The sequence below is a fragment of the Streptomyces sp. R302 genome (assembly GCF_012927245.1).
In the GTDB taxonomy this organism is placed as follows: domain Bacteria; phylum Actinomycetota; class Actinomycetes; order Streptomycetales; family Streptomycetaceae; genus Streptomyces.
In genome coordinates, this window is sequence record NZ_JABBGE010000001.1 from 672012 (window position 1) to 692043 (window position 20032).

24 protein-coding genes and 3 tRNA genes are annotated in these 20032 nt (G+C 66.1%); 9 read left to right on the plus strand and 18 right to left on the minus strand.

Annotated features, from left to right (window positions below; translation table 11 throughout):
• Positions 1-2: 2 nt before the first annotated feature.
• Positions 3-218 carry a zinc ribbon domain-containing protein gene (locus HHL19_RS03020; RefSeq protein WP_169085209.1) on the minus strand — a complete coding sequence of 72 codons (216 nt, stop codon included), beginning with the start codon at positions 216-218 and terminating at the stop codon, positions 3-5.
• Positions 219-388: 170 nt separating this feature from the next.
• Positions 389-1702: a hypothetical protein gene (locus tag HHL19_RS03025; RefSeq protein WP_169085211.1), complete on the minus strand. Its 1314-nt coding sequence runs from the start codon at positions 1700-1702 to the stop codon at positions 389-391.
• 202 nt (positions 1703-1904) lie between these two features.
• Between HHL19_RS03025 and HHL19_RS03030 the strand changes: the two genes are divergently transcribed.
• Positions 1905-1979 (plus strand) — tRNA-Val (locus tag HHL19_RS03030).
• A 100-nt stretch (positions 1980-2079) separates the two neighbouring features.
• Here HHL19_RS03030 and HHL19_RS03035 read toward each other — a convergent pair.
• The 10 genes from HHL19_RS03035 to HHL19_RS03080 form a co-directional block, all read right to left on the minus strand.
• Positions 2080-3177, minus strand: coding sequence for a tyrosine-type recombinase/integrase (locus tag HHL19_RS03035; RefSeq protein ID WP_346770276.1), 1098 nt, complete (start codon positions 3175-3177; stop codon positions 2080-2082).
• 38 nt (positions 3178-3215) lie between these two features.
• Positions 3216-3425 carry an excisionase family DNA-binding protein gene (locus HHL19_RS03040; RefSeq protein WP_148002459.1) on the minus strand — a complete coding sequence of 70 codons (210 nt, stop codon included), beginning with the start codon at positions 3423-3425 and terminating at the stop codon, positions 3216-3218.
• The gene (gene repSA, locus HHL19_RS03045) at positions 3422-4816 is read right to left on the minus strand and encodes a replication initiator protein RepSA (RefSeq protein ID WP_169086254.1); all 1395 of its coding nucleotides are present in this window, start codon (positions 4814-4816) and stop codon (positions 3422-3424) included. Before repSA ends, HHL19_RS03040 begins: the two co-directional genes overlap by 4 nt.
• Before the next feature lie 89 nt (positions 4817-4905).
• A complete protein-coding gene (locus HHL19_RS03050) occupies positions 4906-5238 on the minus strand; it encodes a SpdD-like protein (protein WP_169085215.1) in 333 nt (110 codons plus the stop codon).
• 11 nt (positions 5239-5249) lie between these two features.
• Positions 5250-5408 (minus strand): hypothetical protein, encoded by a 159-nt coding sequence (locus tag HHL19_RS03055; protein ID WP_169085217.1) that lies wholly within the window; start codon positions 5406-5408, stop codon positions 5250-5252.
• Positions 5409-5428: 20 nt separating this feature from the next.
• Positions 5429-5620 carry a mobile element transfer protein gene (locus HHL19_RS03060; RefSeq protein ID WP_169085219.1) on the minus strand — a complete coding sequence of 64 codons (192 nt, stop codon included), beginning with the start codon at positions 5618-5620 and terminating at the stop codon, positions 5429-5431.
• 12 nt (positions 5621-5632) lie between these two features.
• A complete protein-coding gene (locus HHL19_RS03065) occupies positions 5633-6289 on the minus strand; it encodes a DUF2637 domain-containing protein (protein WP_169085221.1) in 657 nt (218 codons plus the stop codon).
• 85 nt (positions 6290-6374) lie between these two features.
• Entirely contained in the window at positions 6375-7730 is a 1356-nt protein-coding gene (locus HHL19_RS03070; RefSeq protein ID WP_169085223.1) for an FtsK/SpoIIIE domain-containing protein, read from the minus strand.
• A 3-nt stretch (positions 7731-7733) separates the two neighbouring features.
• Positions 7734-8078, minus strand: coding sequence for a hypothetical protein (locus tag HHL19_RS03075; protein WP_169085225.1), 345 nt, complete (start codon positions 8076-8078; stop codon positions 7734-7736).
• A 138-nt stretch (positions 8079-8216) separates the two neighbouring features.
• Positions 8217-9014 carry a GntR family transcriptional regulator gene (locus HHL19_RS03080; protein ID WP_206324489.1) on the minus strand — a complete coding sequence of 266 codons (798 nt, stop codon included), beginning with the start codon at positions 9012-9014 and terminating at the stop codon, positions 8217-8219.
• 12 nt (positions 9015-9026) lie between these two features.
• On the opposite strand from HHL19_RS03080, the gene HHL19_RS03085 reads away from it, so the two are divergent.
• Positions 9027-9485 (plus strand): NUDIX domain-containing protein, encoded by a 459-nt coding sequence (locus HHL19_RS03085; RefSeq protein ID WP_169085229.1) that lies wholly within the window; start codon positions 9027-9029, stop codon positions 9483-9485.
• Positions 9482-9835 (plus strand): hypothetical protein, encoded by a 354-nt coding sequence (locus tag HHL19_RS03090; RefSeq protein WP_169085231.1) that lies wholly within the window; start codon positions 9482-9484, stop codon positions 9833-9835. Before HHL19_RS03085 ends, HHL19_RS03090 begins: the two co-directional genes overlap by 4 nt.
• Positions 9836-10348: 513 nt before the next feature.
• Here HHL19_RS03090 and HHL19_RS03095 read toward each other — a convergent pair.
• Both HHL19_RS03095 and HHL19_RS03100 read right to left on the minus strand, forming a co-directional pair.
• Positions 10349-10423 (minus strand) — tRNA-Trp (locus HHL19_RS03095).
• A gap of 165 nt (positions 10424-10588) precedes the next feature.
• Positions 10589-10667: transfer RNA gene (locus HHL19_RS03100), tRNA-Ser, on the minus strand.
• A 168-nt stretch (positions 10668-10835) separates the two neighbouring features.
• Here HHL19_RS03100 and HHL19_RS03105 point away from each other — a divergent pair.
• Positions 10836-13112 carry a restriction endonuclease gene (locus HHL19_RS03105; RefSeq protein ID WP_169085232.1) on the plus strand — a complete coding sequence of 759 codons (2277 nt, stop codon included), beginning with the start codon at positions 10836-10838 and terminating at the stop codon, positions 13110-13112.
• Between the two features lie 468 nt (positions 13113-13580).
• Entirely contained in the window at positions 13581-14582 is a 1002-nt protein-coding gene (locus tag HHL19_RS03110; protein WP_169085234.1) for a hypothetical protein, read from the plus strand.
• Positions 14583-16161: 1579 nt separating this feature from the next.
• On the opposite strand, the gene HHL19_RS03120 is transcribed toward HHL19_RS03110, so the two are convergent.
• Complete coding sequence (locus HHL19_RS03120; protein ID WP_169085238.1) at positions 16162-16833, minus strand: GntR family transcriptional regulator; 672 nt, start codon at positions 16831-16833, stop codon at positions 16162-16164.
• Positions 16834-16841: 8 nt separating this feature from the next.
• Positions 16842-17021: a hypothetical protein gene (locus HHL19_RS36990; protein WP_346768263.1), complete on the minus strand. Its 180-nt coding sequence runs from the start codon at positions 17019-17021 to the stop codon at positions 16842-16844.
• On the opposite strand from HHL19_RS36990, the gene HHL19_RS38410 reads away from it, so the two are divergent.
• Positions 16944-17123, plus strand: coding sequence for a hypothetical protein (locus HHL19_RS38410; protein WP_346768264.1), 180 nt, complete (start codon positions 16944-16946; stop codon positions 17121-17123). The two genes, HHL19_RS36990 and HHL19_RS38410, sit on opposite strands and share 78 nt — an antisense overlap.
• A gap of 114 nt (positions 17124-17237) precedes the next feature.
• Here the strand turns inward: HHL19_RS38410 and HHL19_RS03130 are convergent, their stop codons facing one another.
• Together HHL19_RS03130 and HHL19_RS36995 are read right to left on the minus strand one after the other, a co-directional pair.
• Positions 17238-17537 (minus strand): hypothetical protein, encoded by a 300-nt coding sequence (locus tag HHL19_RS03130; RefSeq protein WP_206324490.1) that lies wholly within the window; start codon positions 17535-17537, stop codon positions 17238-17240.
• 12 nt (positions 17538-17549) lie between these two features.
• Positions 17550-17828, minus strand: a complete 279-nt coding sequence (locus tag HHL19_RS36995) for a hypothetical protein (protein WP_169086256.1) — start codon at positions 17826-17828, stop codon at positions 17550-17552.
• Positions 17829-17906: 78 nt separating this feature from the next.
• Between HHL19_RS36995 and HHL19_RS03140 the strand changes: the two genes are divergently transcribed.
• The 3 genes from HHL19_RS03140 (at position 17907) to HHL19_RS03150 (ending at position 19729) form a co-directional block, all read left to right on the plus strand.
• The gene (locus HHL19_RS03140; protein ID WP_169085242.1) at positions 17907-18665 is read left to right on the plus strand and encodes a GntR family transcriptional regulator; all 759 of its coding nucleotides are present in this window, start codon (positions 17907-17909) and stop codon (positions 18663-18665) included.
• A 111-nt stretch (positions 18666-18776) separates the two neighbouring features.
• The gene (locus HHL19_RS03145; protein WP_169085244.1) at positions 18777-19046 is read left to right on the plus strand and encodes a hypothetical protein; all 270 of its coding nucleotides are present in this window, start codon (positions 18777-18779) and stop codon (positions 19044-19046) included.
• Positions 19047-19309: 263 nt separating this feature from the next.
• On the plus strand, positions 19310-19729 hold the full coding sequence (locus tag HHL19_RS03150; RefSeq protein WP_169085246.1) for a DUF6578 domain-containing protein: 420 nt from the start codon (positions 19310-19312) through the stop codon (positions 19727-19729).
• Positions 19730-20032: the final 303 nt, after the last annotated feature.

Here is a 20032-nt window from a genome sequence, read left to right on the forward strand (position 1 = left end):
TCTCAGCCGCAGCAGCCCCCGCCGCAGCAGCCGCCACCACCGGAGGCGGCGGGGGCCTGCGAGGAGGCCGCGGACCCGCCGACGGCCACGGCCGACAGCAGCTTCACGGTGTCGTCGTGCCCGGCGGGGCACGCGGCGGGGTCGGAGGACTCGGCCATGGGCCGGCTGAGCTCGAAGGTGTCACCACAGGTGCGGCAGCGGTATTCGTAACGAGGCATGGCACAAGGCTAGCGGCGCCCCCTCCCGGGTCACCGGGTCACCGGGTCACAGCGTCACCGCCCCGACGGCCCGACGGCCCGACGGCCCGACGGCCCGACGGGCTCAGCGGCCTGGCGGCCCAGCGGGCTCAGCGGCCTGGCGGCCCGGCGGGCTCAGCGGCCTGGCGGGCTCAGCGGCCCTTCCCACCGCCCCGCTCCTCCCGAATGGCGGCGACCACGCTCCCGGCGGCGTCCCGCACCGCCTCCAGCTCCATCAGGAAGTGCCAGTAGTCGGGATGGCGCCCCTCCAGCCCGTCGACGGCCCGCTCGATCCGCGCGACGGCCTCGTCGAGCGGACGGGCGTGCCGCGGCTCCGGCCGGCTGCGCCCGTCCATCGCGAGCCGCTGCGCGTCCCGCACCGCGAACCTGGCCCGGTCCGTCTCCGCCTTCGGGTCCTTGGCGACCGCGTCGAGCCGCCGCAGCCGGTCGCCGGCGGCGGAGACGGCCTCCCCGGTCGTGTCGAGCAGCGCGCGTACGGTCGACAGGAGGGCGGTCACGTCCGGCCACCGCTGCTCGGCCCGCGCCGCCGCGGCCTCCGCGAGCCGCTCCCGCGCCTGCCGTACGGCCTCGGCGGCCTGCTCCGGAACCTGCTGAAGGTCCTGCCAGCAGGCGGCGGAGTACCGCCGGCGCAGCTCGGACAGCACGGGCTCGACGGCCTCGGCCCGCGTCCCCAGCGCCTCGGCCCTGGTCCGCAGCGACACGAGCCGCTTGTCGATCTCCGCGGCCCGCTCCGGCAGCCGCAGGGCCTCGGCCCGCACCGCCTCCGCGTCCCGCACGACCCGATCGGCCCGCTGAAGCGTTTCCCCGACCCCATGCCGTCCGGCCCCCTCATTGAGCCGCGTCAACTCGGGCCCGAGCGAAGCAAGCCGCGCGGCAAGCTCATCAGCCCGCAACCCGTTCCCCCGTACGGCATCCAGCGCGTCACTGGCCCCCCGCAAGGCCTGCCGAGCCCGCTCGACAGCGGGCGCGAGCCGCGCCAGCTGCGTCTCGGCCCGGTCGAGCAACGGCGCGAGCCCCGCCTCGAACCGGTCGAGCTCCCCCTTGACCCGCTCCAGCTCCTCCCGCGCCGCGGTGAGCTCCGCCCGGGCCCGCTGAGCGCTCCCGGCGTCGACCTCCTCCCGGTCCAGATCGACCCGGTCCACGGCCGAGATGTACCCGTGCGACACCTCGTCGATCCGCCGCCCCAGCGCCTCGAACTGCTCGACCGCCCGCCGCGCCTCCGGCGACCCGTCCACGGCGGTGATGGTCTCCATGGTGATCCGCAGCCCCCGCTGCGCCGTGTCGAGCTCGTAGAAGGCCGCGGCCGCCGCGTCCTTGGCCGCCTGCGCCTCCGCCCGCTGACTCTCCCCGCGCCCCCCGAACCACCGCCGCGTCCCCCCACCGGCGAACGCCCCCGGCAACAGCGCCCCGACAAGCAACGGCAACGCCAGGCCCAGCCGAAACACGGAACCGGCCCCGGGCGCCGTACGGCCCCCCGAGGATGTCTCGCCACTCGCCGCCAACGTCCCTCTCCCGTGCTGTCTCCGCCGTGCCCGGTCCGCTTCATTCTCCCACCCACCAAGGACGAACACACGGCCCGATCAGTTCACCCCCACCCACCGGTTTGCGGCACCCACCCGTAACCCATGTAGGCTGTTGCTCTCCCACGGGTGCGTAGCTCAGGGGTAGAGCGCTGCTCTTACAAAGCAGATGTCGGCGGTTCGAAACCGTCCGCGCCCACCAGCAGGTAGATAGGCAAAGGCCCAGGCTACCGGTACTGAACCGGGAACCTGGGCCTTGTCCGTTCCCCGGCGGGGAAGGCGACTACGGGGCGCCGTGCCAGTTACGTGCCAGAAGCGTCGCCGGACTCGCCCGGCCGGACTTTCTTGATCTGCTCGTCGACGTGAGCGGCGATGGCGTGGTCACGCCCGTTCACCAAGTGCTGATAGATCAGCGCGGCCCGCACTGACGAATGCCCCATCCGCTGCATCAGCTCACGCGTCGTGGCGCCGCCGGTCGCGGCGAGGGTGTTCCCGGTGTGGCGCAGGTCGTGGAAGTGGACGTCGCGGAGGCCGGTGTCCTTCAGGGCCCGCAGCCACAGCCGGCGGAAGTTGTTCTGGCGCAGCTGCCCGCCGCGGGCTCCAGTGAAGACCAGCCCGGTCCGACCCGGCTCGGCGTAGACGGCGAGATGAGTGGCCAGGCTCTCCGCCAGCGAGGCCGGGAAGGCGACGGTGCGCACACCGGCCGCGCTCTTGGGCGTCTTGATCAGGATGCCGTCGGTGCGGGTCTCTGCCAGAGAACGCCGTACGGCGATGGTCCGCCGGTCAAGGTCGACGTCATGGCGCTGAAGCGCGGCGAGCTCCCCGAAGCGAAGGCCGGTGAAGGCCGCCAGCAGGATGAACACCCGGAAGCGCGCCGGCACGGCGTCGGCGAGCTGGAAGACCTCGGCGACGTCGAGGAACGGCCGCTCAGCCGTCTTGGCCGCTCCGGCGCCCTTGATGCGGCAGGGGTTGCGCTGGATCAGCTCGTCGTCGACCGCAGTGTTCATGATGGCGCGGAGGATCTGGTACGCCTTGGCTACCGTCGGCTCGCCGACACCCGCCTCCAGGAGGCCGGCACGCCATCGGCGGATCTGGGGTGTGGTGATCTCACTCAGGACCACGTCCGCGAAGGTCGGCAGGATGTGGAGGCGCAGTGCGCTGCCGTTGCGTTCGCGGGTGGTCGCGGCGTAGTCGCGCTCCTTGAACCAGGCGTCGGCGTACACCCCGAAGAGAACCTTGTCGTCGGGGTTCTTCCACTTGCCGTCGAGGATCTCCGCTTCCTTGCGGACGAGCCACCGATCGGCATCGGTCTGCGAGGCGAATGTCTCGGGCGCGGATCGCGTCAGCCCGTCCGGCCCCTGATAGCGAGCCTGAAACCGCCCCGAAGGCAGCCTGCGCACGGCACCGAAGCGACGACGCTTCCCTTTGGTGTTCGCCATCAGGCCACCGCCGCGAATCGGCGACGAGTGGTGATCGGCTGGACGGTGTGGGCGACGACGAATTCCTCCAAGGCCCGCTCAGGAATGCGGACATGCCGCCCCACCTTGACGAAGGCAATCCGGCGCTCGGCGATGAGCCGACGCGGAAACCTCTCGGTGGTACCGAGGAGTTCGGCGGCTTGGCCCACGGTCAGCAGTCGGTCGGTCATGCGGTTGCTCCCTCCAGGGCGAGTTGGTCGCCTAGGGCGTCACGGGCGGTCTCACGGTTGAGCTGGATGTCCCGGGCGATGGAGGCGGCGAGGGCGGCCTCGCCAGGGCTGTGCCCCTGGCCGACGTACTGCCAGGAGGTGAGGACGAGGACGGTGTCCGGCTCGATGTCGTCGAGGCCGCGGGCGGTGCGTTCCTTGGCGGCGCGGTAGTCGGCTCGGGTCTGGCGGAGCTCGCTCAGGGTGGTGGAGTACTGGCGGGACTTGGTGGAGAAGTGGCCGCGGAAGCCGAGCATGTGGGCCCAGGCGAGAAGGCGCCGGTCTGGGTACAGCGGGTCGAGGTCGAAGCAGGCTTCGACGAGACGGCGGGTGTGGTCGGGGACGCCGAGGAGGACCAGGGCCTCACGGTTGCCGACGCGGCGGTCGAGGCTGCCGGTGGTCTCCGCGGCTTTGGTCGCGTACTTGGCGATGTACGAGGCAACGGCCTGTTCGGTGATGTCGGAGCCGTCGCCGAACGCCTTCACGGGCCGGATGTCGAGCTGGGTGCCCCAGCGGAGGCGACGTAACGGCTGATCGCCGGCGGCGGGGACAGTCACGGTCGTGTACGCGTGGGTGGCGGCGGCGCGGATGGCATCGGTGAGGCGCTCGGTGGTCGCCCACGATGGCGGTGGGGAGTCGGGACCGTCCGGGCCGTCGATGCGGACGACGGCGTGGAAGTGGACGGCGCCGCGCTTCTGGAACTCGGCGACCTTCCCGTACGAGATCAGGGCGACCTCCTTCAGCTCACGCTGGGAGAGGCCGGCCGCGGCGGCGATCTCTCGACGGAGGCGATTCGTGAACCTCTGCCAGAGCTGCCCGGCGTGGTTGTTGAAGAGGACGGCGGCGGCGTAGTCGTACGACTCGGGGTCGAGCGGCGTGCCGAGGGTGGCGTCGTCCTCGGCGTGGCGGACGCCGCAGCGACAGGGCCGGGTGTCGGGACGGTTGTGGACCGGTCCGAAGGATGGGGCGGTGAGGGTGAGGAAGACGCGGGGGTGTTCGCGGACGGTGGTGGGGATGTCCCGGGCGCTGTCTCCGGCGAGGCCGGCCCGGATGAGGTGGTACGTGTCCCCCGCGTACGTCCAGGCGCAGGCGGGGCAGCGAGAGGCCCGGCGGTTGCCGCAGGCGATCCGGAGATGGCCGCCCGGCTCGGTGTCGGTGGAGTAGCGGTGCAGGGTCTCGCCGGTGGTCTTGTCCCGGGTGAGAGTCCAGCCGGTGAGGTGGATGGGGTGGGAACAGCCGCCGGTGCGGTGGATCTGCTCGCGCCAGCGGTCGAAGCCGGGGGATCCGGCCACCCGGAGCATGTCGCTCAGAGTGGCAGTGTCCAAGCCCGCCGACGCGGTGGCCGGGTCGGTCATCATGGGGCGGTTCCTTCTGGTTCTGCGAACTGGGTAGGGGCGGCTTCCGGGCAGCGGAGACTTGGCGGTTGAGCTGCCCGGAAGCCCGACTAGCGGTGTCGGTTCTGGCCGTTGAGGAGCGAGCGCAGCACGACGGCGCAGACGGCGACCGAAGCGGCGGTGACGGCGACGGCCAGGAGCATGGAGACCAGGACCGGGCCGACGACCAGGACGGCACCCGCGCCGCCGGCAACGACCATGGCCAGGCCGCCCGGGGTGAGGCGTACGGCCGGGGACTGTGACGGGGCGGGGGCGTGGTGGTGGTCGCAGACCAAAGCGGGCGCGGTGTGACGGGGCTCGACGTCGCCCGTGCCGGTCGGCTGGACGAGCGGGCTGACGATGCCGGTCGGGAGCGGGTTGACCGGGATGCGCGTCCGGAACATGGCAGTTCTCCCTACTTGTTGATCGTGGTGTCGATGAGCGGGGCGACGACGCTGTCGGCGAGTAGATAGCCGCCGAGGAGGATCACGGCGACGAGCCACCAGGGCGGGCGGATGAGCTTGATGCCGAGGCCGCCGACGACGATCAGGGCGAGCCAGAGCGGGACGTCCATGACGCGGGTCTCCTTCGAGGTCAGCGGGGCTTGCAGCGGTGGGTGCGGGCGGCGAGCTGGGCGGCGGAGGAGCTGGAGTACTCGGTGGACCAGCCGCAGCCGTCGGCCGTGCAGACGGCGGCGTACTTGTTGCGGCCGTGGCGGTCGCGGTGGGTGCCGATCTGCACCGGGCCGATCCGCATCACGGAGTGGAAGTGGTCGCGAGGGGCCATGGGGGTCTCCCTTCAGGCGAGCTGGGCGGCGATGGCGTTGGCCATCAGGGGCGGGACGCCGAGGCGAGCGCGCAGGGTGTCGGTGTCGATCGGGGAGCCGGTACGGGTCTGGTGGTCGTCGGCAACCTTGCGGGCGTGGGCGACCAGGGCGGGAGGCACAGCGACCGCGGCCGGCTCCGGTGTCGGCGCTGGGGCAGGCTCCGGATTGACAGACGGCAGGGCCGGTGTCGGCTCGGGGACGGGCTCTGGGCCGACGAACGGCGGGGCCGGTGCCGGAGTGGGCCCGGTCTCCGGCTCGGCGGGGGAGTGGACGAGGAGGGTGCCGCCGAGGAAGGCGAGGGCGGGCCACCCGGCGACGAGGATGCGCAGCCAGGCGGGAACGTGGCCGAGGTCGAGGAGACCGGCGGTGGCGACGTTCGCGCCGAGGGAAGCGGCCAGGGCGACCATGAACCACGTCCAGGCCGAGCGGGCAGGCACACCGGCGGCCCGCGAGGTCCGCAGCCGGTGCCAGGCGGCGACGAGCAGGAGGTCCACGGAGACGGGGTAGGCCCAAGCCTTCCAACCAGACTGTCCGGCAGCCGCAGCCAGGTCGTGGAGATGAGCGAAGGACAGGGCGCCGGCGATCACGGCTTGTACAAGGACGGCGTCCGGTCGGCGGATGGGACGCATCGGAGGGTCCTCCTTCCGATATCAGGCATGGGAGGGGTAGGGGCCTGGCGTGAAGCGCGGTCACGCCGCCGTGGAGCGTGGGGATTCAGACGATCGCAGGAGCCGTGACGGCCGAGGGCGCCGCGGCTTTGCCCAGAGGCGACAGAACCGGCCGGAAGGCGTCCAGCGCGGGAACCTCGGGCGTGCGGTGAGCATGGGAGTTCGCGATGTTCACGGCTCGCCGGAGCGTGAGGTGGGGGGTACGGATGCGGACCCACCCACCAGAGGAGTCGCCGGCGACAGCGGTGCCGGGCCGATCGGTGCGGATCTGGACCGTGGCGAGGACGGCGTCCGGGGCGATGTCACCGAAGGCCATGTTGGCGGACGTCTCGTCGTTGACGCGGTGAGCGGTCCGGCCGGTGAGCTGGGCACGAAGCATGGTGATGCCCTTACCGAGCTCGGAGCCGAAGCGCTGCCCGCAGATCTCCAGGTAGATGCCGGCGGCCCGGCCGAGCTGGGCGAGCCGGACCAGGGAGGTGATGATCCGGTCCCGCCGCTTCTCCTCCTCCTTCGTGGCGAAGAGGGCGAGTTCGGCGACCTCATCGACCAGGAGCACGATCGGCGTCGGTCGCAGGTGATCGGGCAGGTCCCAGATATCGGCGGTGATCTCCGCATCCGGCAGGTCTGCACTCAATCTCTGCTCGCGTCGGATCAGTTGGTAGACGCCCTCCATGTGCTCGACGAGGGCGTCGAGGAGGTCGGCAGCGGCATCAGGGTTATCGGTCAAGGCAGTGAACCGACGTGCTAGCGGGGCGAGTTCGACTCCCTGCTTGCAGTCGATCCCGACGAGGGCGACATCCAGCGTGGCAAGCGCGGCGACGAGATTGCGCTGATAGACGGACTTTCCGGACTGGGTGGCACCGACGTTCAACGCGTGCGGGGTCTGGTGGTAGTCGCGGTAGTAGACCTCCCCGTCCTCCCGCATGGCTACCGGAACCCGCATCACCCCACCGCGGGCAGCCGCGGGCATCTGGACCCGCTTGAGGACGTCGTAGCCAGTCATCCGCAGCTCAACCACACCCGATCGGATCTCCCGAGCGGTGACGTTCTGCATGACGAACGAGTGCCGGAGACGGTCCGACGCGGCCGAGAAGTCGAAGGCGTCCTGACCGGGCCGCAGCTTCAGCCGCAGGACAAGCCCGGTACGTGTCGGCCGCAGCCGCAGGATCCGGGGCGCCCGCGACTCGGGGATGGGCCGGCCGGTCATCCGGGCCAGCGCCAGGCGCCAGCGCGAGGGCGGGACGGTCAGCCCACACGCGTCCATGACCGACGCGTACCGGGCGAGGATCCGCACCACGGCGAAGACGACGCCGAAGCTCATCCAGTACCAGGCCGGACGCTGCCACCGCAGCAGCAGCGCGACCGAGGCGACCAGGGCGAGAGTGACCGTTAAGGCGGTCATGGGTCAGCCGACCTTCGCGGCAGCGAGCGAGGTGACGGCGACGGCGCGGAAGCTGATGCCGTGGCGCTTCTGGCCGTTGAACTCGTTCTCCCAGGGCCGGGCGATGACACCGGTCAGGGCGACGGGAGTGCCCATGGACAGCTCCTCGGAGATGCCGGTCTTGGGGACGGTCAGGTTCAGGATCTCGGCGTTCCCGTCCATGACGAACATGACGTCGACGGTCATCAGCGGGGCACCGGTGTCCCGGTCGGTGGCGATCTCGCCGGTCTGGCGGTTCGCGATCTTCGGGGCCGGGGGCTGGGCCACCATCACCATCGCGGCGGACGTGTCGACGGGGATCTGACGCACAGTGGATCACTCCTCTATAGAGGCTGGGCTCATGCACTCCTATATAGGAGTGACATGAAGAAGAGTGCACCACTCCTGTACATGAGTCAACCCGCCGCGGAAGTAAACCGCAGCGGGTTGAGGGAAGTTGAGTGAGCGTCAGTCGGTCGCGGGGATCCGGTACTGGAAGACGAACTGGTCAGCAGCCATGAGCGTGTCGCACACCTCCACGACCCGCCCCTCCTTCGTCACGGCACCCCGCAGCAGGTGCACCACAGAGGCACCAGGACTCAGAGCCAACTCCGACGCTTCCGCCTTCGAGGCCGGCCGAGCCTGAAGGGTCTCGATGAACTCGGCGAAGGTGTGGCCGTGGTCTTCGAGCCGGGCGTAGATGCCGCCGGGGCCGGGGTTCTCGGCGAACAGCTCGGGGATGTCCTTCACGACGTCCCACGGCAGGTAGGACGAGGCGGTCTCGACAGGCGTCCCGTTCCGGAAGTACAGCCGCCGCCGCGCGAGCACCTGAGTCCCCGCATCGACACCGAGCCGTTCGGCGATGTCCGCCGGCGCTTCCATGGGCCCGATGTAGAGGACGCTCACCTTGGCCGTGGCGCCGGACTGCTCGGACTCGGCGAGGTAAGCGGCCTTTCCGCCCCGCCGGTGCGAAGCGCGGAAACGATCCGAGGACCGGAGCCGTACGGGAGGCCGATCCTTCACGATCGAGCCCTTGCCGTGCCGGGTCTCGACGAGCCCGCTGGCCCGTACTTCCACCATGGCCTTACGGATGGTCCCGCCGGCGACCCCGTACCGCTCGACGAGCTCGGACTCGCTGGGCACCATGTCGCCGGCCTTGAGCACGCCGGACCGGATCTGCTGGACGATCTCGTCCGCGATCTGCACGTACCGAGGTACGGCCCTGCCAGCTCCTGCTGGAGTTCCCACAGTCCTACCCACTCTCATATTCTCCTGTACATGAGTAATGGGAGCGCGGGAACAAAGTCAACGCCACTCCACTCGGTGTCCGTGGCCGGAGCGGTAGTGCGCGAGGACGGGCGACTCCTGGCTATCCGCCGAGCGGACAACGGCACGTGGGAGCTCCCGGGCGGAGTGCTCGAACTCACCGAGGCACCGGAAGCAGGTGTGGCCCGCGAGGTCCTGGAGGAGACGGGCATCCATGTCGAGGTGGACGAGCTGACCGGCGTCTACAAGAACACGACGCGAGGCATCGTGGCCCTGGTCTTCCGCTGCAAGCCCTCCGGCGGCACCGAGCGAACCTCGGACGAGTCCACCGCGGTCGACTGGCTCACGCCGGCCGAGGCCAAGGAGCGCATGGCCGAGGTCTACGCGATCCGCCTCCTGGACGCCCTGGACGGACACGGCCCCCACGTCCGCAGCCACGACGGTCGCCACCTCCTGGACACGTCCGCATGACCACCGCGAAGCCCGTCAGCGAGTGGCGCGACGTCTACGACTTCCTGGATCAAGTCCGCTTGCGACCCGGAATGTTCGTACGCGGCGGTTCCCTCCCGGAGCTCCAGGCAATGCTGTACGGCTATCGGGTCGCATCCGAGATTCACGGCCCCGAGCCCATGACGGACTTTGAGCATCAGGGCCCGTTCGCCGAGTGGTTGTGGCCGCGACTTGGCCATGCCTACGCGAGCCCCTTGGGGTGGGCGGTCGAGATCACGAAGGCCGCGGAAGCGAGCGGCAGGGCAGGCATCGACCTGTTCTTCGACCTGCTGAGCGAGTTCAAGGCCGAGCGAAGCCCAGAAGCGCGGTAAGACTTTCTCTACTTCATCAAGGCACCCGCCGCGCGCGGCGCGGCGCGCGCGGCCCGTCGCCCGGGCCTGCGCTCCTGTCTGCGCCCCGCTCCAGCCCGGCCGCCGTCCGCACGCCTGACAGCTCGGGTTGATGGGTGACGAACCCATGACTTGGCCGAGGCGGTACGCGAGTGCAACCTCAAGACGATGCCTCCGGCGGGGGCGCTCAGGCTCCGGGACGGCGGGGGCGCCGTTCGCGAGTGCCGGCCGATTGGTGGCGTGCGCGGGGAGCTCCCATCCCGTCTGCCGTCGACCCAGGCAAAGCCGAGCAGTCGCGGCCCAGGGCGTCAAGGTCGTTCGTACAGTGGCGCGCTCCACCTTGACGCCCTGAACCACGCCCGCTCCACGGTGTGTGGGTTGACGGCAGACGGGATGGGAGCTTGGGGTGAGTGGTGGGTTGAGGTAGGCGGCGAAGGCCCGCAGTAGCGTGACCGCAAAATGCAGGCAGCCGCCACGCCGGACACGACAAGAGGGCAGAACCGGCCGGATTCGAACCGGCGTCCTCGCGATTTTGGAGACCGCGCGCGACGACCTCTGCGCTACAGCTCCGCCCCGCCCGCCATCCTAAGGACTCCTGCTGCTGCCAAGGTGGCACTCGTGCCCTTGGCGTGCCCGTTCGGCCGGGAGCTGACGGGGGACCACCGTGGTTGACGGGCAACGCACGCGACGACGGCCCCCGACCGATCTGACTGATCAGGGGCCGTTCACCTGCGGTGGGGGTGGGATTTGAACCCACGGTGACTCGCGCCACGACGGTTTTCAAGACCGATCGGTTTCGTGAAGCCTCTGACCTGCAACTTCGCTCTATCGAGCCTTGCCGTCCGCGCCGTACTGGCCAGACGGCCGCAGGACTCCGTGATCTGACAAACCATCGGCGGCGGACGCTAGCGTCGGTATAGTTGATGCTCCTGCCCTCAGCTCGCATCCCTGATGGATCGCTAACTCTGTTGGAGCATACAGATTGGCCGACTACGACTTTCGAACCCTCTCGCCTAACGACTTCGAGATACTAATTCGTGATCTTCTCGAAGCCGAGTATCGCTGGCGCCTCGAGGCATTCGGGCGTGGTCGCGACGGGGGCATCGACTTACGGGCGAGCACGACAGCAGGGAAGGTCGTCGTCCAGTGCAAGCACTATCTCAGATCGTCGTTCTCGGACCTCCGAACGTCGGCACGCCGGGAAGTTCCAAAAATGAACAAAGAGAAGCCCGACCGGTATCTCTTCGTCACATCCCAAGACCTAAACAGGACCCAGAAAGACACCCTCGCTGGCGACCTCAAGCCGTGGCTTTCGGACACCGCCGACCTACTAACCCAAGCTGACATCAATGACCTAATCACACGGCATCCGATAGTAGAGCAACAACATTTCAAGCTTTGGCTGGCCTCGACAACCGTTTTGGAACGCATTGTTCAGAGTGGCATCTGGGAGCGCAGCGAGGCACTGCTTGAGGACATCAGGGATAGAGTCAAGCTGTACGTTCCAACCAGCAGCTTCAAGGCGGCGTACAAACTGCTCGACGATAAGAATGTAGTCGTCCTAACGGGTTCGCCCGGCGTTGGCAAAAGCATGCTCGCGGAAATGCTTGCTCTAAGGTACTGGCACGAAGGATGGCAGATCGTGTCGGTGGGAACCGACGTTGATGACGCATGGGAGACATATAAACCGGGTCGTAAGCAGGTGTTTCTGTATGACGATTTCCTCGGGCAGACGGACCTCAGCGAAAGGCGCGCGAAGGACAGTTCTGTAATACGTCTAATGGACCGCGTGGCGCGGAACCCAGACAAGCGGCTTGTCATGACTACGAGATCGCAAATCCTTCGGCAAACTCGACTAATCAGCGAGCCGATCGCTCATGCAGACTTACGAGTTGTCGAGTTCGTAATGAGGATCGCTGACTACGGGGCGATCCAACGAGCCCGCATACTGTACAACCACCTCTACTTTTCTACCCTGTCACGAGAAGTCGTCAGGGAGTACGTAGAGAATTCTTCCTACTGGACAGTGGTTAGACACGAAAACTTCTCCCCACGGATCCTGGAATTGGTCATCAAGCGGACTCACTCGTCGGCGGATGAACTCGCGCGCACCCTCAACCACACGCTTGACCATCCGCTGGATCTTTGGAGAATAGTCTTCAACAACGGGTTGTCGGATCTTGCGCAACGACTAACGCTTACACTTGCCTCATTTCCTGTTCAAGGCGCCAGCTCCAGGGTCCTTAAGGCTTTGGTCAAAAAAGAGTCGAAGCCAACTGAGTACACAAGCGCACTTCGAGTACTGGAAGGCACCTTTGTCAGCCTGGAAAAAGGGCATGACGGGGACACGGTGATATCCTACGCCAATCCAAGCGTACGTGACTTCACTCTCGCTTTCCTTGACGAAGAGCCGGACTATCTGATGGATACTATCCGGGATGCAATGCATCTGGCTCAGGTGAGCACGCTCCTGGTATATGCGGTATCCGAACTTGAAGGTAAGCTCCGCTTCCCGAACTGCGCCGAAACCGTTACTCGCCACACAAGCTTCATTGTCAGGAAAATGATGGATCTGATTGCCAAAGAAAAAGAGGCAAGCAAATCCGATTCACGTGGACCGGCTAGGATTTATCAGCGAACGGTCAAACCTCTTCTCAAGTCACTACGGCCGGCGCATCGATTGCTGGGGGCAGAATTCACTGAGATCCTTGCGGTGACAATCGAACTTCTTCAGTGTTCAGCCTCGAGGTACATGGATCCGGACGATTGGGAGCCCTTCAACGAGGCCTTGATGATGCGTTATGACGAAGACCCGGATCATGTGCGAGACGAGCTGAGGTGGGCCTTCGAAAGTTGGGGTGAATTGCTGTACACCCTAGATAACGTGACCGCATTCGAAAATTTCTTTGTATCGTATGGTTCAGTCCTAGGCAGGCATTTCGACCCTAGCGAAAGATTTCACGAGAGCGTCTGCTCTGGCTTGCGACAGGAACTGGAGAATTTGTCCGGAAATGAGCAAGATCGTGATTCTGATCATCAGTGGGTCGACGAAGTGGAAACAGCGGCGATTAGGATCGGCGTCATTGACGACATGAGATCAGACATCGAGTCTGCCCGAGAGTCGATTGAACAACATTACGAATATGACGAGTACCCCGACGGCCGGCCGCAGTCTGGGATGAGCTACGGATTCCCAGGCACCTCTGTATCGCCTTCCGAGCATGCTGCGATCGAGGGCATGTTTCGCGAGCTTTCATAGCGCCCGGAGACCGCACGCGTCTGCCTCGTTGGCATCTTCGTGCGGGCATGGGCCACGGTGGCAAGCGCTTCTTGCTGCTCGCTGACGGTTATTCGGGATGGTGGCCGCCGCTGTCTTCGGCTCGGGCATCTTCATGGCTAGCGTGGAAGCGCTCAGCGGATGAACCCGCTGAGGTGCAGCAGCGAGGTACAGCAACCCCAGCACCGGCAGCGCCCCACGCCACCTTCCATGGGCTTCCCGGCAGCCTGTATGACCTCAACGGTCGATCTCTGTAGAGCTACGGATCAGAAGGTCGTTGGTCAACTAGTGTGCGCCTGGGCCGTCCGAAGCCACTCGGCAGCGGTCGGATGCAACCATCGAAGACGGCTCAGGTAATCGCTAGCAGGCCTCCGAGCTGCAAGAACACGCGCCTCCAAGATCCTCGACAATCCGTAAGCGGTGCTGCTGGGCGGTGGCTATCATCACGGCATGACGTCCTCTAGATTCAGGAACATCCTAAACACGGCAAAAGAGTCTCCGGGCGATGCCGTCACGTTCCTCACGATCACAACGATTGTCGTGGTCACACTACTTGACATGTTTGATGTTCTCTCCCTCGGTCAGGAGTTCCTGTCTGCGGCGGCCATCGTAGTTTTGAGCGCATTCCTAGTAACGCTTCTAGCCAGCAAGAAGGCCGCTGTAGAGCAGAAGGGAGCGCTGCAGAATGTCGTAACAGATCTAGGCGCCATCAAGCAAGACATTGAAATCCGAGGTACAGGGGCTCATGTGATCGAGATCCCTCGGGAGGAAATCGGAAGGCGCCTTGATGAACTCCTAAACTCGGCAAACTCATGGCACTTTCGCGGAGGTCTGGGTGGTTGGCAGCGAAGCACCGCCCTTCCTGCCCTGGCGAGCGTAATGAATCAGGATATCTCGTACGTGATGCATATCCTAAACCCAGCTAACGAGGATTTGTGCCACCGCTACGCCAATTATCGTGCGAGCGCGGGACAGCGGACCGGAACTACAGATCCTCAGAGTGTTCGTGACGAGCTGCTTGCACTTTTGTACGCAGCGGCCTGGTATCAGCAGCGCACTCGCGTTAAGCCCGATATTTCATTCCTTTCCAACTACAGTCCGCTCCGCTACGACTTGAGCAACGCCGGGCTGATTGTCACCGTACCGGACATGCAGGAGCGGGCCATTTACGCTCCGGCGGGGGGATGGTATTGCACTTCGGTGCGGGACGAGCTGGAACAAGCCGGAAAAGCGCTCCCTGCCGTCGTACTTCCGTCCGGCGATGATATGTTTCCGCGCAACTGGAGAGACGTCAGGGCGCAGCATGTCATGGACGCGCTGGAAGCTGTAAGAGTTCGACCCAGCAGGATCTCAGATCAACCAAGCCTGCCCCTCCTAGCAGACTGGGCCGAAAGTCAGAATCTCGATTTCGAGAAAATCGCGCAACTACCCTTTAAGGGGAGGTCGAATTAAAATGAACCCACTCCGGAATGCAGTCAATGCAATGCGGTCAGGTTCAAGTGGTGAGCCCATTTCGCTCGACTCTCGGGAGCTGCTTGGTTTTCTCGCGAATGGATCGGACAACTTCGCCGCATTTCGGCACCCTCTCGGATTTGTGCACGCCGAGCTCACCGGACTTGTTGGTGAGATGCCGGAGGGTGCACGGGTGCGCTTGCATGTTTGGACAGAGTCCACTTCGGGCGGCGATGCGCTTGGCCTAGTTCACGATCACATGTGGCACCTGGACAGTATGGTGCTGGTGGGCCAGCTGACCGATATTGCAATTAGGGCAGTTCCTGATCCTTGCGGGTCTCATGATGTAATTCGAGTATCGTATGGGGAGGTAAACGACTTCACTTACGAAGGGCGAGCGCATCTGCAAGAGGTAAATCGTCGCCACGTGACAGCGGGCCAGGTTTATCGAATCCCATCCAGATCAATCCATGAGACCCTGATTACCCAAGCGCCTGTCGCCACATTGCTCATTACGCAGGATGATTCTCCCGGCGATCCTGGTCCGCTCATCTTCGCACCTCATCCGGCTGAGCCTCTGGGGACAGCCATTCGGGAACCCGTTTCACCCGACGAGATTTCTGCGCTCTATAGGAATGTGGCTGCCATTGGGGGCGCGAGATAGTGGGCCGTACCGCCGGGAGAAGCCTTATTGGCGCCCTTGAGTGATTGGGGTACTGCGGGTGAGTTGGGCGGCTTGAGATATCAGCAGCTACGTCTTATTCGAGCGGTGAGTCACACGGCGCCGCCAGGGCTACACCCGCCCTCCGGCGATGCCCCACCAACGGCGGCCAGTTGGCAGGGCTCTCCTGAGTCGAACTGTGGTGGAGAGTGACGTCTGGAGGTGACCTCTCACTGCACCTCGCCGTGGATCGTGGATAACGAAGCCCGCAGCGATGTCGTGATCCTGCCGAACGAGGGTTGGCTGAGAGCGGTAGGCACTGGTAAACCCACAGGCCACAGACGGTGGACTGAGCCCGCAGTCTGTCAGCCCCGCCCTTGTGCTTCTGTTTATCCGTCTGGTGCCCTCGAGTACTAGTTGAGGCGCGGACTACCCGTGGACGAAACCATCGCCCTTGACTCTCTATAAGCCACTGACCAGTGTGAATGGTCGAAACACACGGGCCCTCCGGAGCCGTGTGCAGAGAAGCCCCGGACCTTGGCCCGGGGCTTCGACTTGTTGCGGTAGGTAGCTGCTAACTGAAGGCCGCAGCGGGGGACCGAGGGCCCGCTTCTTCATCTCCGGGTGCGGCGGGGTTCGGCGCAGGAAGGCGGTGACCGCGGCTCACCGCCACGCGGAGCGTGTCCCGCAAAGCTTCTGTGAGATCCCTTGCCAGGAGGCGGAGCTCCGCCGGCCCGGGCTCCGCGTCGACGATTACCTCGATGGCGTGCTCCAGGAGCTCTTGCCCGACGTCGAGTTGCGCGGCTTCAGTGGTGTCGGCCAGGCGGGACAAGTGACTGCTGGCGTCGTCAGTGCTCAGGTAGCAGGGCTTTCCGTCAGGGCCCGACCAGGGGAGGAGGCGGAGCTCGCTGTGGGCTTTCATCCGTCCGTCCTCATCTCTTCGATCGTGTGATGAGTGGTGAAGAGCGCTTCGGCGCGGTCGCCGGGGAGGATCAGGCGGGCTACCTCGATCACGCGGCCCGTGATGTCGGCAGACACTCGCGTGATCGCGATCACGGCCAGCGTCGTGCTGATTCTGAGGTCGGAGGCCTCTTCTGGGGTGGGGAGTCGGGCGGTAACTACTTCTCGGGTCTCCGCCCGTCCGTGGCGATGCCACGACAGTTCGGCTGGCTCCAGGTCGCGCGGGACGTAGATGCGGGCCAGGCTGTGCGGCCTCTCTCCCTGATGGGTGAGGCAGAGGAACTCCGTCAGCGGGGTGCGCGAAGGGACCTTGAGTAGAGGGATGAGGTCTCCGCGCGCTCGGAGTTTGGTGGTGCGGATCGTGACGTGAAGGTCTGCGTCCGGGGTGAGGCGGCCTCCGGTGTACGTGAGTCTGCGGAGAGGGCGGCGGACGAAGTTGCCCTTGCCGTGGATCTTCTCGATTAGGCCTTCGGCCTGGAGGAGCGCGAGGGCGTTGCGCAGGGTCGGGGTGCTGACCTTGTAGTCCGCGGCGAGTTGGGGCTCCGAGGGGAGGCGGGCGCCAGCCTTCAGATGGCCGGTGGTGATCCGGGCCCGGAGGTCGGCGGCGATGGTGTGGCGTAGAGACGGCATAGGGGCGATCACCACCTTCTGAGCACTCGTACGGCGATCAGGCGTGTTCGGGTGTGCATGGTCAGGAGTTCGCCCGATTCGAAGAGGAGGCGCTTGGCGCCGCCGGGCAGTTGGCGGAGGTCAGCTACTCGGCACGGTTGGCCGCCGATCTGGATGACGTCGCCGCGCTGCACGGTGGTCGTGGTGATCTCGACTGGGGAGGCGAGTGCGCCGCCCGGGGGGAAGCCGTTCACGAGGTCGCCTCCGGTGACGTGGTCGCGGAGTGGCAGGAGCAGGCGCACGCCTCGTAGATGACCGGGATGCCGATCGGCGCCGTCGTCGGGGAGGAGTGCGCGCACTCGTGGTGGGTGCCGATCCGGCATGCGCTGGATCGGTAGGGCGTGGTCGCCGCCGAGGCACACGGGTCATCCGTGGACCTCCGCCGGCGCGAAGCAGGTGTGGGCGAGGAGGTCGTGCGGGATCGGCTCCGAGCTCTGCCGGGTGCATTGCTCGCCGGCCAAGACGTACGGGCGGACGAGGGCCGTCTCTTCGCCCGGGAGGAAGTCCGTGCGGTCTCGGAGCTGCCGGAGGAACAGCGTCAGTTCGTCGGACGGCTTGGGGCGGATGAGCGTCGGGGGCGTTGGCGTTAAGGCATTGCGGTGCCGGGCCCTTGGGGCGTGCCGTTCCCTGGTGCGCCTGATGGCGTGACGGATACGGTTGAACATGCTGATCAGCTCCTATCGCTGATGGCCAGGTCCCCGGACATCGCCCGTCGCGGGGACCACTTTGGTCACGGCGGCCCAGAGTGTGCGGCCGCCCAGGCTGGTAGCCAGGAGACCGAATCGGTCCGCTGCGGCCACCACTTCCAAGACCTCCCGCCATGTCTCGGCGGGGAGGGATTTCGGTACCTCCGCTTCGATCGATGTGTGCTCGGGGTGCTCTTCCACGCGTGTGGTGAGTCCGACAGCTGCTAGCCGGGCGGCCAAGGCCTCCGCGCTTACTTCTGGAGCAGGCACAGGACAGCCTCCGTCACCGGCGATCACTTTGAGTGAAGCTAGTTAACTAGATTAGAGCTAGTGGACTAGATTTTCCATATGTCTGAGCAGCCGCCATACCTCCGCATCGCCGACGAACTGCGGCGGCGGATCGCGGAGCACGAGTGGACTCCCGGAGACCGTCTGCCCTCGCGGGCCCAGATCGGCCAGGAGTGCGGGGTGGGTGAGAACGTCGTCCGTCGGGCCCAGGAGCTGCTCATCTCCCAGGGTGTGTTGGAGGGGCGGGCTGGGTCGGGGACGTACGTGGCCGAGCCTCGGCAGCGGGTGCGGATGGTTCGGTCTGCGGCGCGTGAGCAGCCCGATGGGTCGCCGTTCCGGGCCGACATGAAGGCCGTGGGGCGGAATGGCGGCTGGGAGAGTCGAACCGATGCGAAGGTGCCCGCGCCGACCGAGATCGCTGCGCGGCTCGGGGTCGGTGAGGGCGAGCTGTGCGTCCGGACCGTGTATGAGTTTCTTGCCGACGGGCGGCCCGTGCAGCTGTCGACGAGCTGGGAGCCGTACGACCTCACTGGCGGGACCCTTGTCGTCCTTCCTGAGGGTGGGCCTCACGCCGGGGCCGGCGTTGTGAACCGGATGGCAGAGATCGGAGTCACGGTCAGCCACGCCGTCGAGCAGCCCGAGCCGCGGCAGGCGACCGCAGAGGAGGCGTCGCTCCTCGGGATCCAGAAGGCCGCGCTCGTCACCCACATCCGGCGGACGTACTACAGCGACCAGGGCAGGCCCGTAGAGACGGCGGACATCGTCGTACCTGCTTCCCTGTGCGAGATCGTCTACGAGGTTCCGATCCAGCGGCATTGACGTCCGTGGCTCGAATCGTCATGCCGGACGCGGGCGACGTCTGTAGGTCGCTCGCTCCAGAACAACTCCAGTCCACAGCAGCTCTTCCGACCTCGGCTGTACGGTCACCATGTGGACGAAGAACCAGTGATTATCAAACTCACGCGTGACCAGGCATTCGTCCTGTCTGACTGGCTGTATGAAGTCATGATGCAGTCCGACAAGCTGGACGCCATCGTGCCGGACCGAGCGGTCTGGTCGGGGATCTACGCGATTTCCGGAACGTTGGAGACGACTCTGCCCGAGGTCTTCATGCCTGACTACGCCGGCCGCCTGGAGCAGGCGAGGCGGCGTTTGTTGGAGACCGTGGGCAGCGACGAAGACGACGAAGCGGGAGCGTGAAGGACTTTGGAGACACTCGGGTACGCGATTGCCGCCGTGGCGTGGGGCAGCGCTGTCATGGCCCTACTCGCAGGTGTGGTCGCCACGGTGCTGACCGTCAGGTGGCGTCGGCGCGCCATCGCGGCTCTGGAAAGCGAAGAGCTGGCCGCCGAAGGGTGGCAAGCCCCGGGCCGGCCTGACATCTCTCCCTGACAACAGTGACACCGCCGATGGTCCTGCCCGAGGCCCTCTTGAGCGTGGGTCGCTCGGTGGACAATGACGACATGACGTTGACGATTTGGGTCGATGACTGGCAGATGCAGTGCTGCGGAGAGAGCTTCGCGCCGGGGGACGTTGTCTCGTGGACGCTGCTGGAGGTCGATTCGGAGGACTACGTCGACGTTGTCGGTAGCGAACGTGCGGATGAGATCGACTTTTGCGAGGAGCATCACGGCCAGGAGGAGGGGCACGCACCCACCTCGGTGGAAGTGGTGTCGATCGTCGAGGTGCACTGCCGTTATGGGGTACCCCCGGGCTCCACGGACAGGGTGAACCACCCCGTTCCGGGGACGACTGTACTGGTGCCGGTTGAGAAGGCGGACGGGTGGGCGAAGGCCAGGCCTGACGTGAGCTTCGCGGGCTACCTGGTGACCGCCCGGCGCGTCACCGACCTGCCGGAAGGTGCGGCTGCTCGCGGTCAATGAGGGGGCCGGCGGCACGCGTGCCAGATGCGTGCCAGATCGAACGGTCAACCACGGTCACTGGAGGATCGATGCGGCGTTCACGGCTTGTGGCAGCCGTCGTAGCGCACCGAGGGGCTGAGCTGCGATGACGGATCAGCCGCAGGCGCCAGGCTTACAAAGCAGATGTCGGCGGTTCGAAACCGTCCGCGCCCACCAGCACAAAGGCCCCCAGTCGATCATGGCTGGGGGCCTTTGACGTCCGTGCCCGACGTAAAAGGGCGTGATCAGGGGAAATGGCGGAGGAAGCCTTCAACATAGGGGGGA

Coding starts and splice junctions, on each gene's coding strand:
- HHL19_RS03060 (WP_169085219.1), bottom strand. CDS start 5,620: ATGGCCCCTCGCGACCACTTCCACTCCGTGATGCGGATCGGCCCGGTG.
- HHL19_RS03085 (WP_169085229.1), top strand. CDS start 9,027: ATGAGTAATGGGAGCGCGGGAACAAAGTCAACGCCACTCCACTCGGTG.
- HHL19_RS03080 (WP_206324489.1), bottom strand. CDS start 9,014: ATGAGAGTGGGTAGGACTGTGGGAACTCCAGCAGGAGCTGGCAGGGCC.
- HHL19_RS03050 (WP_169085215.1), bottom strand. CDS start 5,238: ATGTTCCGGACGCGCATCCCGGTCAACCCGCTCCCGACCGGCATCGTC.
- HHL19_RS03090 (WP_169085231.1), top strand. CDS start 9,482: ATGACCACCGCGAAGCCCGTCAGCGAGTGGCGCGACGTCTACGACTTC.
- HHL19_RS03130 (WP_206324490.1), bottom strand. CDS start 17,537: ATGTTCAACCGTATCCGTCACGCCATCAGGCGCACCAGGGAACGGCAC.
- HHL19_RS03150 (WP_169085246.1), top strand. CDS start 19,310: ATGACGTTGACGATTTGGGTCGATGACTGGCAGATGCAGTGCTGCGGA.
- HHL19_RS03065 (WP_169085221.1), bottom strand. CDS start 6,289: ATGCGTCCCATCCGCCGACCGGACGCCGTCCTTGTACAAGCCGTGATC.
- HHL19_RS03140 (WP_169085242.1), top strand. CDS start 17,907: ATGTCTGAGCAGCCGCCATACCTCCGCATCGCCGACGAACTGCGGCGG.
- HHL19_RS03040 (WP_148002459.1), bottom strand. CDS start 3,425: ATGACCGACCGACTGCTGACCGTGGGCCAAGCCGCCGAACTCCTCGGT.
- HHL19_RS03020 (WP_169085209.1), bottom strand. CDS start 218: ATGCCTCGTTACGAATACCGCTGCCGCACCTGTGGTGACACCTTCGAG.
- HHL19_RS03055 (WP_169085217.1), bottom strand. CDS start 5,408: ATGGACGTCCCGCTCTGGCTCGCCCTGATCGTCGTCGGCGGCCTCGGC.
- repSA (WP_169086254.1), bottom strand. CDS start 4,816: ATGACCGACCCGGCCACCGCGTCGGCGGGCTTGGACACTGCCACTCTG.
- HHL19_RS03110 (WP_169085234.1), top strand. CDS start 13,581: ATGACGTCCTCTAGATTCAGGAACATCCTAAACACGGCAAAAGAGTCT.
- HHL19_RS03120 (WP_169085238.1), bottom strand. CDS start 16,833: ATGCCGTCTCTACGCCACACCATCGCCGCCGACCTCCGGGCCCGGATC.
- HHL19_RS03070 (WP_169085223.1), bottom strand. CDS start 7,730: ATGACCGCCTTAACGGTCACTCTCGCCCTGGTCGCCTCGGTCGCGCTG.